Source organism: Streptomyces sp. B93 (assembly GCF_018070565.1).
GTDB lineage: Bacteria > Actinomycetota > Actinomycetes > Streptomycetales > Streptomycetaceae > Streptomyces.
The window spans coordinates 256,274-270,045 of record NZ_JAGPXL010000005.1 but is presented as its reverse complement, the minus strand read 5'-3'; the positions used below and the strand labels follow the sequence as shown (position 1 = coordinate 270,045).

At 73.8% G+C, this 13,772-nt stretch carries 11 protein-coding genes; 6 read left to right on the top strand and 5 right to left on the bottom strand.

Annotation, left to right across the window (positions count from 1 at the left end; all coding sequences use genetic code 11):
- Positions 1–501: chaplin (locus tag KBY47_RS07585; protein ID WP_210920177.1), on the bottom strand; the 501-nt coding region annotated here is incomplete at its 3' end.
- Positions 502–760: 259 nt separating this feature from the next.
- Here KBY47_RS07585 and KBY47_RS07580 point away from each other — a divergent pair.
- The 4 genes from KBY47_RS07580 to KBY47_RS07565 all read left to right on the top strand — a co-directional run bounded on the left by KBY47_RS07580 (position 761) and on the right by KBY47_RS07565 (position 6,440).
- Positions 761–2,335, top strand: coding sequence for an alpha/beta hydrolase (locus KBY47_RS07580; protein ID WP_210920176.1), 1,575 nt, complete (start codon positions 761–763; stop codon positions 2,333–2,335).
- 236 nt (positions 2,336–2,571) lie between these two features.
- Entirely contained in the window at positions 2,572–3,666 is a 1,095-nt protein-coding gene (locus KBY47_RS07575; RefSeq protein WP_210920175.1) for a chemotaxis protein, read from the top strand.
- A gap of 61 nt (positions 3,667–3,727) precedes the next feature.
- Positions 3,728–4,756 carry a Gfo/Idh/MocA family protein gene (locus tag KBY47_RS07570; protein WP_210920174.1) on the top strand — a complete coding sequence of 343 codons (1,029 nt, stop codon included), beginning with the start codon at positions 3,728–3,730 and terminating at the stop codon, positions 4,754–4,756.
- A 283-nt stretch (positions 4,757–5,039) separates the two neighbouring features.
- On the top strand, positions 5,040–6,440 hold the full coding sequence (locus KBY47_RS07565; RefSeq protein ID WP_210920173.1) for a PP2C family protein-serine/threonine phosphatase: 1,401 nt from the start codon (positions 5,040–5,042) through the stop codon (positions 6,438–6,440).
- A 16-nt stretch (positions 6,441–6,456) separates the two neighbouring features.
- On the opposite strand, the gene KBY47_RS07560 is transcribed toward KBY47_RS07565, so the two are convergent.
- On the bottom strand, positions 6,457–7,950 hold the full coding sequence (locus KBY47_RS07560) for a hypothetical protein (protein ID WP_210920172.1): 1,494 nt from the start codon (positions 7,948–7,950) through the stop codon (positions 6,457–6,459).
- Positions 7,951–8,195: 245 nt separating this feature from the next.
- Here KBY47_RS07560 and KBY47_RS07555 point away from each other — a divergent pair, with 245 nt between their 5' ends.
- The gene (locus tag KBY47_RS07555) at positions 8,196–9,374 is read left to right on the top strand and encodes an aminoglycoside phosphotransferase family protein (RefSeq protein ID WP_210920171.1); all 1,179 of its coding nucleotides are present in this window, start codon (positions 8,196–8,198) and stop codon (positions 9,372–9,374) included.
- Between the two features lie 315 nt (positions 9,375–9,689).
- Positions 9,690–11,600: an N-acetylmuramoyl-L-alanine amidase gene (locus tag KBY47_RS07550; protein WP_210920193.1), complete on the top strand. Its 1,911-nt coding sequence runs from the start codon at positions 9,690–9,692 to the stop codon at positions 11,598–11,600.
- Between the two features lie 13 nt (positions 11,601–11,613).
- On the opposite strand, the gene KBY47_RS07545 is transcribed toward KBY47_RS07550, so the two are convergent.
- From KBY47_RS07545 to KBY47_RS07535, 3 genes are all read right to left on the bottom strand, one after another.
- Complete coding sequence (locus KBY47_RS07545) at positions 11,614–12,111, bottom strand: hypothetical protein (RefSeq protein WP_210920170.1); 498 nt, start codon at positions 12,109–12,111, stop codon at positions 11,614–11,616.
- Between the two features lie 339 nt (positions 12,112–12,450).
- Positions 12,451–13,353, bottom strand: coding sequence for a universal stress protein (locus KBY47_RS07540; protein WP_210920169.1), 903 nt, complete (start codon positions 13,351–13,353; stop codon positions 12,451–12,453).
- 107 nt (positions 13,354–13,460) lie between these two features.
- Positions 13,461–13,703, bottom strand: a complete 243-nt coding sequence (locus tag KBY47_RS07535) for a DUF397 domain-containing protein (protein ID WP_210920168.1) — start codon at positions 13,701–13,703, stop codon at positions 13,461–13,463.
- Positions 13,704–13,772 lie beyond the last annotated feature (69 nt).

Sequence of the window (13,772 nt, the reverse complement as noted above, 5' to 3'; positions counted from 1 at the left end):
TTTGGTGGGGTGGGGGGGGGGGGTGGCGGGGGTGGGGGTGGGGTGCGGCCTGGTGGGCCGGGCGGGTGGCCGCGGTGGGGTGGGGGCGTTCACCGACTCGTTGCCGCCCGCCGGGTTGCCGACGCCGACGACGTCGGCGCTGTTGCCGGTGACGTTCACCGGGAGGTGCACGGGCAGGTGCACGCCGTTGCCGGAGATCACGCCCGGCGAGTCCTCGGTGTGCCCGTGGGCAAAGGCGGCGGGCGTGAGCCGGTGTCCCGCGCCCTCGTTGGCGCAGCCGTTGCCCGTCGCGGGGTTCAGCAGCCCCACCACGTTCACGGTGTTCCCGCACACGTTCACCGGCACGTGCACCGGGAGCTGGACGGTGTTGCCGGAGATCAGTCCGGGCGAGTCGGCCGCGGCGCCGTCGGCCGCGGAGTCGGCGTGCGCCGGAAGCGCCATCGCCATCGCGCCGGAGGCGGCGGCGACGGCCATCACACCGTTTCGGGTGGCCCGTCTCATGGGATCCCTGCCTTCCAGACATGGTCGCGGGCGGTCGTTCGCCCGCACCCGAAAGAACGCGGGCGAACCATCCGAGTTATGGCTTATCGGCCTTTCACCCCATCGAGTGGCAGGGTTATCGAACCAATGGCAAAAGCTGCCGAACGGGATGCGAGCGGCGCAGAGTACCCCGGATCCGGCGCCCCCGCTCGCGCGGAGGCGAGCCTTCCGGGGTGCGCCTATGGTGATCGAGGGCCTGCCCGCGTCCTTGGAGGCATCGATGCCCGCACCGCGCTCGACGCGGACCGCGCTGCGGCGCGGCCCGCTCATCACGGCACTCGCCCTCACCCTGCTGGGGGCGGGACAGCCCGCGACGGCCGCGAACGGCTCCGGGCCGGACCTGTCCCGGTTCTACGGCCAGCGGGTCAAGTGGTCGGTGTGCGAGGGCGCGCAGGCGCCGAAGGACCTCCAGTGCGGCAAGGTCACGGTGCCCGTGGACTACGCCCGGCCCCGCGCCGGGAGCCTCGACCTCGCCGTCGCCCGCTACCGCGCCACCGGTGACCGGCGCGGCTCGGTGGTGCTGAACTTCGGCGGCCCGGGCGGCTCGGGCGTCGCCGGGCTCGCCGCGGACGGCAAGGACTTCATGGACCTCACCGACGGCTACGACGTGGTGAGCTTCGACCCGCGCGGCGTCGGCCGCTCCTCCCCGGTCAGCTGCGGCGACGGCTTCCTGAGCGCCGAGGCGTCGGGCGCCGCCGACGACGCGCTGCGCGATCCGCGGGCCGCGATGCGGGAGTTGCGCAGGACCGCCGACGAGTGCGCCGAGCACTCCGGGCCCGTGCTGCCGCACATAGGCACGGTGAACGTGGCCCGGGACCTCGATGTGATCCGGGCCGCGCTCGGCGACGACAAGCTCAACTACCTCGGTTTCTCCTACGGGTCCCGGCTGGGCGCGGTCTACGCGGCCCAGTTCCCGCGGCGGGCGGGCCGGTTGGCGCTGGACGGCGTGGACACCCTCACCGAACCGCTCACCGAGCAGGGCGTGGCGGGCGCCGAAGGACAGCAGAAGGCGCTGAAGGACTTCGTCGACTGGTGCGCGCGGGACATCGCCTGCCCGTTCGGGCAGGATCCGCGCCGGGGCCGTGAGGAGGTGCTGCGGCTGGTCCGCTCGATGGACGAGGATCCGGTGCCGGGCGTCTTCGGTGGCATGTTCACCGGCCAGGACCTGGTCGGCGCCATCGGGCAGGCGCTGTACAGCAAGGACCTGTGGCCGTCGCTCCAGCGGGCCCTGGCGCAACTGGTGGAGGACGGCGACACCCGGGGCGTGGAGGGGTTCGCCTCCGGCGGTTTCGCGTTCCCGCTCCGGCAGCGGACCGGTGGTCTCGCCGACGAGGAGGACATCCCCATGGACAACCTCCCCGCCGCGCTGATGGCCGTGAACTGCGCGGACGACCCCGACCGCCCCACCGCCGAGCGCATCACCCGGGACCTGCACCGGCTGCGCGCCAAGTACGAGCAGGCGTCCCCGGTGTTCGGCCGGTACCGGCTGGCCCAGGTGCTGATGTGCTACGGCCGCCCCAAGGGCACCGACTACATCCGCGAGCGGGTCAAGGACGTCGACGCCCCGAAGATGCTCCTGGTCGGCACCCGCGGCGACCCCGCGACGCCGTACCGGTGGACGGAGCAGACCGCCAAGCGGCTCGGCCCGTCGGCGGTCGTGCTGGACAACCGCGGCCAGGGCCACACCGGTTACGGCTCCTCCGCGTGTGTCCACCGCAAGGTCGACGACTTCCTGCTGTACGGCTCCCTCCCGCCGGACGGCAGTTCGTGCGGTGCCGAGGAGGCGGACGAGTGAACGGGGCGCGGGGCCGGGCGCGTTGACGCGAGGCGGCGCCGCGGGGGCTCGGGTTCCGGTGTGGACGGCCGGGCGGGCCCCAGGCTGTCCGGGGTGGCCGCCTACCGGAGGCGCCCCGGCACCGGCCGGAGCCACCCGCCGCACAGCGCGCTCCCTCGCCACCCGCCCACCTGCCGTGACGCGGTCCGCCCCGCGCACCGAATGCCCACCAGACGAATCGGACCTATGGTGCTGTCATGGAGCACGCACTCAGTCCCGCGACCCTCGCCGAGCTGCGGCGCCCGCGTCCTTACCCCGCGGTGTCCGTGCTGGCCCCGACGCACCGTCGGGAGCCCGACAACCACCAGGACCGGGTCCGGCTGCGCAATGTGGTGGCCGAGGCCAAGCGGCAGTTGGAGCACGACCCGGCGGTCACCCGGGAACGGCGCGTCGATGTCGAGGAGCATCTCGACCTGGCGCTCGCCGAGGTCGATCTCGCCCACACCGAGGACGGGCTGGTGATCTTCGCCGCGCCCGGTGAGCACCAGGTGTGGTCGCTGGCCCGGCCGGTGCCGGAGCGGGTGGTTCTCTCGGACACCTTCCTGACCCGCAACCTGGTCTCCGCGCAGGCCTCCGAACGGCCGTTCTGGGTGCTGTCGGTCGCCTCCGACCGGGTCACCCTGTGGAGCGGCGGGGTGGACCGGGTGGTCGAGGAGCACACCAGCGGCTTCCCGATGACCAGGGACACGAGGAACTTCGACCCGGAGCGGCAGGAGCGGATCGGTGATGTGCCGAGCGCGTTCCGCGACGAGGACACCAAGCGCTTCCTGCGCGACGCGGACACCGCGATGGCCGCCGTCCTGCGCCAGGACCCCAGGCCGCTGTACGTGACCGGTGAGCAGGCGGCGCTGTCGCTGCTCGACGAGATCGGCGGGGCCACCCGGGGCGCCTCCCAGGTCCGGCACGGCGGGCTGGCGCACGGCAGCCACGAGGCGGTGTGGAAGGCCGTCCGGCCGCTGATCGAGGCCGAGGCGCGGCTGAGCGCCGACACGGTCGCCGAGGAACTGGTCAGGGCCCGGGGCCGCAAGGAGTTCGCGGCCGGTCTCGACGAGGTCTGGCAGAACGCCCTCGAGGCCCGGGTGCGGCTGCTCGCCGTGGAGGAGAACTACCGCGCGACCGTGCGCGACGACGGCGGCCATCTGGTCCCGGCCGACAGCGGCGACCTGGACGCCCGCGAGGACATCGTGGACGAGATCGTCGAGCAGTGCCTGGAGACCGGCGCCGAGGTGCGGTTCGTCCCGGACGGCATGCTCACCGACGCCGACGGCATCGCCGGGGTGCTGCGCTACTGACGGGCCCCGCGCACGTGTGCCTACGCTGTGCCGGGACGACCGGCGACAAGGGAGTGCGCACGTGGGTGACGTGTTGGGCGTGGCGGTGCTGGGTGCGGGACACATGGGCGCCGACCACATACGGCGGCTGGACCGGGTGGTGAGCGGCGCGCGGGTGGCCGCCGTCGCGGACCCGGACCCGGAGCGGGCGAAGGAGGCGGTGGCCGGGATCGAGGGCGTGTCGGTGCACACCGAGACCGCGGCGGCCCTGGACGCGCCTGGCGTCGGCGCCGCACTGATCGCCTCGCCCGGCCCGGCGCACGAGGAGGCGCTGCTCGCGGCGTTCGAGCGGGGGCTCCCGGTGCTGTGCGAGAAGCCGATGGTCCCGGACTCCACGGGGGCGCTGCGGGTGGTGGAGGCGGAGGCGCGGCTCGGCCGCAGGCTGGCCCGGATCGGGTTCATGCGCCGCTACGACGCCGAGTACCGCACGCTGAAGTCGCTGCTGGACGGCGGCCGGCTGGGGCGTCCGCTGATGCTGCACTGCGTGCACCGCAATGTCTCCTCGCCGCCCGGCTTCACCTCCGCGATGCTGGTCAACAGCTCGGTCTCGCACGAGATCGACGCGGCCCGCTGGCTGCTGGGCCAGGAGCTGACCGCGGTGACCGTGCTGCGGCCACGGCCGTCCGCCGGTGCTCCGGACGGGCTGCTGGACCCGCAGTTCGTGGTGTTCGAGACCTCGGCGGGCGCCCTGGTCGACGTGGAGGTCTTCGTCAACTGCGGCTTCGGCTACCAGGTGCGCTGCGAGGCGGTCTGCGAGCGGGGCAGCGCCCGGATCGGCGAGGAGCACACCATGGTCGTCACGGCGGACGGCGGTGCCCGTGAGGAGGTGCCGCAGGACTATCTGGTGCGGTTCGCCGACGCCTACGACCGTGAGGTGCGGGACTGGGTGGACGCCACCCGCCGGGGCCGGGTCACCGGCCCCGACGCCTGGGACGGCTACGCGGCCTCCGTGGTCGCCGAGGCCGGGGTCCGCGCCCTGGAGACCGGTGACCGGACCACGGTGGAGATGGCCGAGCGGCCGGCACTGTACGGCGGCACCGGCAGGCGGTAGAACACGGACACGACACTGGAACACAGGCTCGTCGAACACCCGAACGGGCCCATCGCCGGACGCCCGACGGTCCGTCAACTTCCGTATCCCCGCTACGATTTGCCGCACCCGGCGACGTACTCCCCGGATACGTCGCGATCGCTCCGTGAAGACACTGGCATATGCCAGGAGCACCACCGTATCGTGTGGTGCCAAATCCCTTACAGGGTGTCGCGGGCTGTGCAACAGTCAATACGGTCCCACCGTCCGCCTTGGCCGTACCGTCCCCTCATCGGAGTGCGTCATGCCGTCCCATCTCTCCGCGGACCGCCCAGCCGCCCAGCCGCCCGGACGCGGCCCCGTCGACGCGCTCATCAAGCAGACCCGGCGGCTCAAGGGAGAGGTGGACGCCGTACGCAGGGACGCCCAGGGGGACGGCACGGACCCGCGGGACCGCTGGCAGCGGGCCCTGTGCGAGCTGGCGCTGCACCAGCTCAACGACCTCGACGAGCACCTGGCCCAGCTCCGCGACGGCCCCCCGGACGCACCCCGGCCCGCCGACCCGGCGCCGCCGGGCGGTTCGCTGCTCAGCCGGGTCGGCAGCGCGGAGTGGGACCTCCTCACCGACGCGGCCCACTGGTCCGCCGAGCTGTACGAGATCCTCGGCCGCGACCCCCGCTCCGCCCCCCTCACCCTCGACGAACTGCCCTCGCTGGTGCTGGACGAGGACCGGCCGAGGCTGACCACCATGGTCACCGAATGCCTGGTCGACGCCCGCCGCATCGACGGGGAGTTCCGGATCGTCCGCCCCGGCGGCGAGATCCGCACCGTGCACATGATGGGCGAACCCGTGCTCGGCACCGACGGCGGCACCACCTCCATGTGGGCGGTGCTGCGGGACGTGAGCGCTCTGCGGCGCAGCCAGCGCGTGGTCGGCGAGACCCGTGACTCGCTCCACCGCCAGCGGCACGCGCAGACCGAGCACCGGCTCGCGGTCGAGTTGCAGGAGGCGGTGTTACCGCGGTGGCGCGGCTCCCTGCGGCTCCCGCGCCAGGGCCCCGCCACCCTGGAACTGGCGGCCCGCTATCTGCCCTCCGCCAGCAGCGCCCTGATCGGCGGCGACTGGTACGACGCGCTGGAACTGCCCGACGGCGAGACCCTGCTCAGCGTCGGCGACCTCACCGGGCACGGTGTCGCGGTCACCTCCGGCATGGCGATGCTGCTGGGCGCCGTACGCGGCATGGCGATGGCGGGCACGCAGCCGGGCCCGCTGCTCGCCCGGCTCAACCAGCTCCTCGACACCACCGTCCAGCCCGCCCTCGGCAGCGCCGTCTGCTGCCGCTACCGCCCCGCCACCCGCACCCTGGTGTGGGCGCAGGCCGGACACCCCGCCCCACTGCTGTTCCGCGGCGGGACGGGGCGCAGGCTCAGCCCACCGTCCGGGGTGCTGCTCGGCGCCACCTCGGGAGCCGACTACGGACAGGCCGAAGTGACCCTCGGCCTGGGCGACCTGGTCCTGCTGCACACCGACGGCCTGGTGCCGGGGCACAGCGCGGCCACGGCGACGGACCGTCTCCTCGACCTGGCCCCGCGGCTGGGCACGGCGCCGACCGCGGAGGACTGCCTGCGGACGGTCGTGGAGGAGTGGGGCGCCACGGACCGTCAGGACGACGCGTGCGTGCTCGTCGTCCAGGTGACCGCGTAGGGGCTGGCCTAGGGCACTACACCCGCATGCCGCTGCCGCCCTTGCCCCTCGGCTTGGGCAGCGCCAGCTGGATCTCCTCGCGCAGCTCCTGGATCCTCGGGTACCCGGCGTACTGGGCGGTGAGGCGGTACATCTGCCGCAGCCGGTCCCAGGTGCGACGGGAGGAGTTCGACCCCATCGACATCAGCGCCAGCCGGGCGTACCGGTCCGCCTGCTCGGGGTCGTCCGCGATGAAGCAGGCGGAGGCCATGGAGAGATGGTCGAAGATCTTCGACCGCTCCCGTCCGTCGTTGCGCAGCGCCAGCGCCTTCTCGGCGTAGTGCTGGGCGTGCGCCGCCGCGCCCGGCTCGAACTCCGCCAGGGTGCGGTAGGACAGGGCCTGCATGCCGTACAGGTCGGCCTCGTCGAACAGCTGCATCCAGTCCGGCGGTTCGATGTCGCGCCGGTCGGAGACGAAGAGGTCCTCCGCCCGGCCCAGGGTGCGCCGCATCGCCTGCGACTTGCCCATCGCGGCCTGCGCCCACGCCTCGACGGTGTGGAACATCGCCCGGGTGCGCGGCAGCACCGCGTCGCCGGAGCCGGAGGAGGCGAGCTTCATCAGCTCCAGGGCGTCGTCGGGGCGGCCCAGGTGCACCATCTGACGGGCCGCCCGGGACAGCGCCTCGCCCGCCCGGGGCCGGTCGCCGCCCTCCCGGGCGGCATGGGCGGCGATGACGAAGTACTTCTGGGCCGTGGGTTCCAGGCCGACGTCGTGCGACATCCAGCCCGCGAGGACGGCGAGGTTGGCGGCGACGCCCCACAGGCGCCGCTGGAGATGGTCGGGGTGGTGGTAGGCGAGCATGCCGCCCACCTCGTTGAGCTGGCCCACGACCGCCTTGCGCTGGAGCCCGCCGCCGCGGGCCGCGTCCCAGGCACGGAACACCTCGACCGAGCGCTCCAGTTCCTCGATCTCCTGCGACCCGATGGGGGCGGCCTCATAGCGGTCGAACCCAGCGGGGTCGGCGTGCAGGGGATCGTCGAGACGGGGAGCGTCGGAGGCCAGGGAAGGGTCGGTGCGCAGCCAGTCGTGCATGGCGCTGCTGAGTGCGGATCCCGCGGCGAGCACGGCACCCGCGCCCACCAAGCCGCGTCGATTGAGCATGAGGTCCATTCCCGTGAATTCGGTGAGGACCGCGGCGGTCCGCTCGGGCGCCCACGGCACTCCGTCGGGATGCTCCACGCTCCCGCCGCCCTGCCGTTTCCCCGCACGCCCGTGCCGCACCAGACCGAGGTCCTCAATGGTCACGACACGGCCGAGACGCTCGGTGAACAGGGCCGCCAGCACCCGCGGCACCGGATCGCGCGGGATCTCTCCCATGTCGATCCACCGCCGCACCCGCGAGGTGTCGGTCGCCAGCTGGGGGTGGCCCATGGCCGCCGCCTGCCGGTTGACCAGCCTCGCGAGTTCTCCCTTGGACCAGCCGGCCAGGCCGAACAGGTCCGAAAGGCGGGTGTTGGGTTGTCCGCTCACGTCAAGCCCCCAGGTACTCGGCTGGAGTTGACAGTAGCCGCGCCAGAGTTGCCGGGCGACTATTCGCCAGGGTTCGCCAGGGTCCGCCAGATGGTGTGCCACGGGGCATCCGGTGTCAGGTAGGAACGCGCCACCCCGACCCGGTCACCGAGGGGCATTCCCCAGGGTGCGCCAGGGTGACCGGGCCGGGTGACGTACTGACTTACGGCAGGCACAGCAGGCACACGAAGGGATCTGTATCGCCCATGTACGCAGCATCGTCCTCCGTGTCCGCCCCGCCCCGGTCGCTCCGCCCGCGTCCCCCGGCTTCCGCCACACCGCGGACGGGGGACACCTCCCTCACGGGCGGCGGCCCCTATCTCGCCCCGGCGCGACCGGCGGCCCCCGCGCTGGGAGCGGGCAGGACGCGACGTGGCGCGGCACCGGGCGCCCAACCGCTCAGCGGGAGACTCGATCTGTCCGGCCCCCAGGGCGCCCAGCTGCGTACGGCGATCGCCGCGGTGCACCGGATCTGCCCGGAGTTCGCCCCGGTGCAGGTGCTGCGCCGCAGCGGACGGTCCGTGCTGCTGGTGGGCACCACCGGGCGCAGCACGGCCGTCGCCAAGTGCTTACTGGACCAGTCGCCCGCCTGGGCCGAGCGGTTCAGGCACGAAATAGCTGCCTACCGCTCGTTCGTCCGGCACCGCCCGCCCGTGCGGGTGCCCCGGCTGGTCGCGGCGGATCCGGACAACTGCACCCTGGTGATCGAGCGGATGCCGGGCCGGGTGGCGGCACTCCAGCGGCATCCGGCCGAGGCGCCGCCGCGCGCCGACGTCCGGGCGGCGCTGGGCGCGGTCTGCCGACTGAACGCGTGGCGGCCCCCGATGGGCACCTTCGACGCCCCGCTGGAGTACGCGGCGCGGATCGCCCGCTACCACGAGCTGGGGCTGCTCACCGACCGCGATCTGGGCGACCTGCAGAAGCTGTTGCACGGCATCGCGCAGAGCGCGGGCCGGCACGGCATGGGCCAGTTCTGCCACGGCGACGCCCTGCTCTCCAACGTGCTGCTGTCACCGGCCGGTCCAGTGCTGGTGGACTGGGAGCACGCGGGCTGGTACCTGCCCGGGTACGACCTGGCGACGCTGTGGTCGGTGCTGGGCGACGCTCCCGTGGCCCGGCGGCACATCAGCCAGATCGCCCAGTCGGCGGGGCCCGCCTCCCGGGACGCCTTCCTGGTGAACCTGATGCTGATCCTCACCCGGGAGATCCGCACCTACGAGACGGCCGTGCAGCGTTCGATGCACGACTCGACCCCGGCGGCACCGGGAGTGGCCCACCCAGGTGCTGCGCCGTCCGGCGAGGAACAGCGGCTGCTGCTCAGGCGGCTGCACGACGACTGCCAGCTGGCCCGACGGGCCGTACGTGCGGCGGTCGGCACTCGCTGATGGGGATGACAGCCCGCGGTGCGCCTGGGACAGGGGCGCGCCGCGGGCGTCGTCGTCTCCGGCTCCGGACCTCCGGCCGCCGTGATCATTGGTGTACGCCAGTGACGCGCCGCAGGCCCGGGCACCGCCACGGCGAAACTCCTCGCCACCTGGTCTGACATGGGAAATCACCGGCGAGTGGGCATGATTGACGGATCGTCGGACAGCCGGTACGACTGACACGCCCGGCCCCGCACGGCTCACCGTCCCCCACCGTCACAGGAGACCGCATTGCGAGGATCCGTCCGCGCGCCCTTGACCAGGGCCGCCCAGACCATGGCCTGCGGGGCGCTGCTGCTGCCCCTGCTGGCCGCCGCCCCCGCCGAGGCCCGCGTCCCGGCCGTCGCCGGGCTCCAGTCGGCGTTCGCCGCGGCGTCCGCCGAGTACCAGGTGCCACAGAGCGTGCTGCTCGGCGTCTCCTACCTCCAGTCCCGCTGGGACACCCATGCCGGGGCGCCCAGCGTGACCGGCGGCTACGGCCCGATGCACCTCACCGACGCCCGCACCGCGCTGGCGGGCGCCGGGCACCACGCCGAGGGCACGGAGGACCCGCGCGGCGACAGCGCCCGCCCGGCGCTGCTGCCCGAAGCGGAACCGTCGCTGGACGGCGTGGAGCTTCCCGCCCGGCTGCGCACCCTGCCGCGGGCGGCCGAGCTGACCGGTCTGAGCCCCGAGGCGCTGCGCACCGACCCGGTGGCCAATGTGGCGGGCGGCGCCGCGCTGCTGGCCGCGGCCCAGCGGGAGCTGGGCGAGCCCCTCAGCGCGGATCCGACGGACTGGTACGGGGCGGTGGCGCGGTTCTCCGGCGCCGACGACCGGTCGACGGCGGCGGCGTACGCCGACGACGTGTACGACGTGATCCGCGGCGGCGCTCAGCGCCGCACCGACGCGGGCCAGACGGTCGAGCTGCCCGCACGCCCCGGCCTCGCCCCGGACACCGCCCAGCTGGGGCGGGCGGGTCTGCGGCCGGCAGCCGCGGACGGCACCGAGTGCCCGAAGTCGGTGTCCTGCGAGTGGATCCCGGCGCCGTACGAGGAGTTCGGCGACGGCGACTACGGCAACCACGACCTGGCGAACCGTCCGGCGTCCCAGGACATCGACTACATCGTCGTCCATGACACGGAGGGCGCCTGGGAGGGCGTGCTGCACATGGTGCAGGACCCGACGTACGTCTCCTGGCACTACTCACTGCGCTCCACGGACGGGCACATCGCGCAGCACGTGAAGGCGAAGGACGTGGCCTGGCACGCGGGCAACTGGTACGTCAACGCCAAGTCGGTGGGCCTGGAGCACGAGGGCTTCCTCGCCAGCCCGGACGCCTGGTACACGGAGGCGATGTACCGGTCCTCGGCGCGGCTGGTGAAGTACCTGGCGAAGAAGTACGGCGTCCCGCTGGACCGGCAGCACATCCTCGGCCACGACACGGTACCCGGCCCCACCTCCGGGACCGTCCCCGGGATGCACACCGACCCGGGGCCGTACTGGGACTGGCGGCACTACTTCGAGCTGCTCGGCCGCCCCTTCGAGGCGACGGCGGGTCCGTCCGGCGGTCTGGTGACGATCCTGCCGGAGTACGCCGCCAACCGGCCGGAGTTCACCGGCTGCGCCACCCGGGGCGAGCCGTGCGCGGTGCACGGTTCCAGCGCGGTCCGGCTGTACTCCGGTCCCGGTGAGGACTACCCGCTGATCAAGGACATCGGACTGCGCCCGGACGGCTCCGGCTCCACGACCGATGTCAACGACATCGGCTCACGGGTCTCCACGGGGCAGCAGTACGCGGTCGCGGGGCGCAGCGGGGAGTGGACGGCGATCTGGTTCCTCGGCCAGAAGGCCTGGTTCCGCAACCCGGCCGCGCAGCCGGTGGCAGTGTCCGCGAAGGGCCTGGTGGTGACGCCGAAGGAGGGCCGCGAGAGCGTTCCCGTCTACGGCCGCGCCTACCCGGAGGCGGGCGCGTACCCGGCGGGGGTGCCCGCGCAGGCGGTGTCCCCGCTGCCGTACACGCTGCCCGCGGGTCAGCGGTACGTGGTCGGGGACAAGGTGCCCGGCGAGTACTACTACGCGGTCACCTTCGACACCGCCGGGCACCGGGTGGTGCGGGGCTCCGACCAGTACTACGAGATCCAGTACGGCCACCGGGTGGCGTTCGTGCGGGCCGCGGACGTGACGGCGGTGCCGTCGGGGTCGTAGGGGCCGGGGGACCTCAGCCCTGCTGGAACAGCTCCGCCGGGAGCGGCTTCAGCAGGGCGTAGAGGTCGTCGGTGATGGGGCGGTCCCAGGCGGCGATGGTCACCAGGACGTTGTCGCTGCGGTCGAACTGAACGCAGGAGATCCGGCTCTCGGAGAGCTTGACGCGGCGCACGATCAGCAGGTTGTCGCCCTGCATCACCGGCACGTCCTCGGTGCCGACGACGGTGACCTCCTCGTCGTTCTCCAGCGCGAGCAGCAACTGGGCCACCTCGAAGGGCACCTGGTCCTCGGCGATCTCGCGGGCCGGGGAGCCCTCCGGGAGGTTCCCGATGATCATCGCGGGGCCGCGGCCGCCGAACAGGTCGTAACGCAGGAAGACGCCCTGGCAGCTGCCGTCGGGCGCGGGCAGCAGCCCGGCACCGAGATTGCCGGGCCAGTCGCCCGGGTCCATGGCCAGTACGTCGAAGTCGGGCCCGGCGGGCGTGGCACTGCGGCGGCGGAGGAACGACATGCCGCCATGGTACGTGGCCGGGGGTGCCTCGCGCCGTGCGGGCGGGACTTGATCTGCTGGGCGTGGGCGGGGGTGCGGTGCTGTTGGTACGGCCGTCCCGCCTCCTGACCGGGGGGCGGGCACGCGGCGGGCGCGGCCCTCCCGCGCGACCGCGGCTGGGCCGGGGCGGCGACAACCCCCGCGGGGGCGAGCCCGTCCTGCGCGGACGACATCGGAACCGGGCGCGGCGGTCGTCGGGGGGCGGGGCGGTCAGTGCGGGCGCCCCGGCTCGCGGACAGAGGTGAGGCACGCGCGGCGGGCGAGTCCGGCCGGCGTCCGGGACGGGCGGCGGCGGGTGTGTCAGTCGTGGGGCGGGGACGGGGGGACCACCGCCACGGGGCTCGCGGCGTGCAGGAGGACGGCGTGGGTGACGCTGCCCAGCATGCGGGCGGGGGCCAGCAGGCGGCGGCGGTGGCGGCCCACGACGACCAGTTCGGCGTCCTTGGAGGCGGCGACGAGTTGTCCGGCGGCGTCGCCGGGGGCCGGGGTGGGGTCGACGGTGAGGTCGGGGTGGCGGCCGCGGTGCGGGGCGAGGAAGCCGTCGAGGAGGGCACGGGTCTCGTTCTCGACGGCGTCCTGGTCGACTCCGGTGGCGATCAGCTCCCCGGTGGAGCCCGCCCAGATCTGCACCGGCCACGGGTACGCGGCGATCACCTGGAGGCGGGCGGCACGCCGCGCGGCCTCGGCGAAGGCGAAGTCGAGCAGGGCGTCGTCGGGGCTGTCGGTGTTGAGGCCGACGACCACGCGGGCGCCGGGCGGCACCGGCGGGGCGTCGTGGATCTCGCGGCCGGGCCGGGGCACCACCACGACCGGGCACTCGGCGTCCCGGGCGGCGGTGAGGCTGCTGGAGCCGAGCAGCAGGCTGGCGAAGCCGCCGCGGCCCCGGGAGCCGAGGACCAGCAGCCCGGCGTCCGCGCCGAGTTCCGACAGCAGCGGACCGGGCGCGCCCTCCAGGCCGACGTAGTCCACGTCCGCCGGGTCGCTGCGCCCCTCCAGATGGGCGCGGGCCTGGGCGAGGACGGGGTCGTCGGCGGGGTCGGGCAGCTCGGCGGCCTCCCCGACCTGCGCCCACAGGGCGTACTGCCGCACGTGCGCCACCCGTAGCGGCGCGCCGCGTCCGCGGGCGGCGTCCAGCGCCCAGTCCAGGGCGCGCAGGCTGTCGTCCGAGCCGTCGACCGCCGCGATGACCGGCAGGGTGCTCATGGGTTCCTCACCTCCGGGGTGCGACCTTCCTCGGGCCAGCCTGGCTCACGACCGGGCCCCAGCCCGGCGTACGGGGTCGCGTGTCCGGAAATTCACGCCCTGGCGTGTCAGGTGAGGTCGAACTCCCCGTCCCGGGCGCCCGAGACGAAGGCGCCCCACTCGGCGGGGGTGAAGATCAGTGAAGGGCTCTCCGGGCGACCGCTGTTGCGCATGGCGATGAATCCCTCGACGAAGGCGATCTGGACATCCCCCAGGCCTCGGCTGCTGGACTGCCACTGGGCGTTGCTCAGGTCCAGCTCCGGCTTGTCCCAGCCGGTGAGCGGCTGCTGCTGGATGGTGCTCTCGGCCACGTCCGTGCTCCTCCCGATTCCGTCGTCCGCGGGCCAGCCTAGCTTTCGGTTCCCACCGCGGACAGGCCA

Excerpts from the sequence above, each read along its gene's own strand:
- KBY47_RS07550 (WP_210920193.1), top strand. The coding sequence starts at position 9,690 with ATGGCCTGCGGGGCGCTGCTGCTGCCCCTGCTGGCCGCCGCCCCCGCC.
- KBY47_RS07545 (WP_210920170.1), bottom strand. The coding sequence starts at position 12,111 with ATGTCGTTCCTCCGCCGCCGCAGTGCCACGCCCGCCGGGCCCGACTTC.
- KBY47_RS07565 (WP_210920173.1), top strand. The coding sequence starts at position 5,040 with ATGCCGTCCCATCTCTCCGCGGACCGCCCAGCCGCCCAGCCGCCCGGA.
- KBY47_RS07555 (WP_210920171.1), top strand. The coding sequence starts at position 8,196 with ATGTACGCAGCATCGTCCTCCGTGTCCGCCCCGCCCCGGTCGCTCCGC.
- KBY47_RS07575 (WP_210920175.1), top strand. The coding sequence starts at position 2,572 with ATGGAGCACGCACTCAGTCCCGCGACCCTCGCCGAGCTGCGGCGCCCG.
- KBY47_RS07540 (WP_210920169.1), bottom strand. The coding sequence starts at position 13,353 with ATGAGCACCCTGCCGGTCATCGCGGCGGTCGACGGCTCGGACGACAGC.
- KBY47_RS07580 (WP_210920176.1), top strand. The coding sequence starts at position 761 with ATGCCCGCACCGCGCTCGACGCGGACCGCGCTGCGGCGCGGCCCGCTC.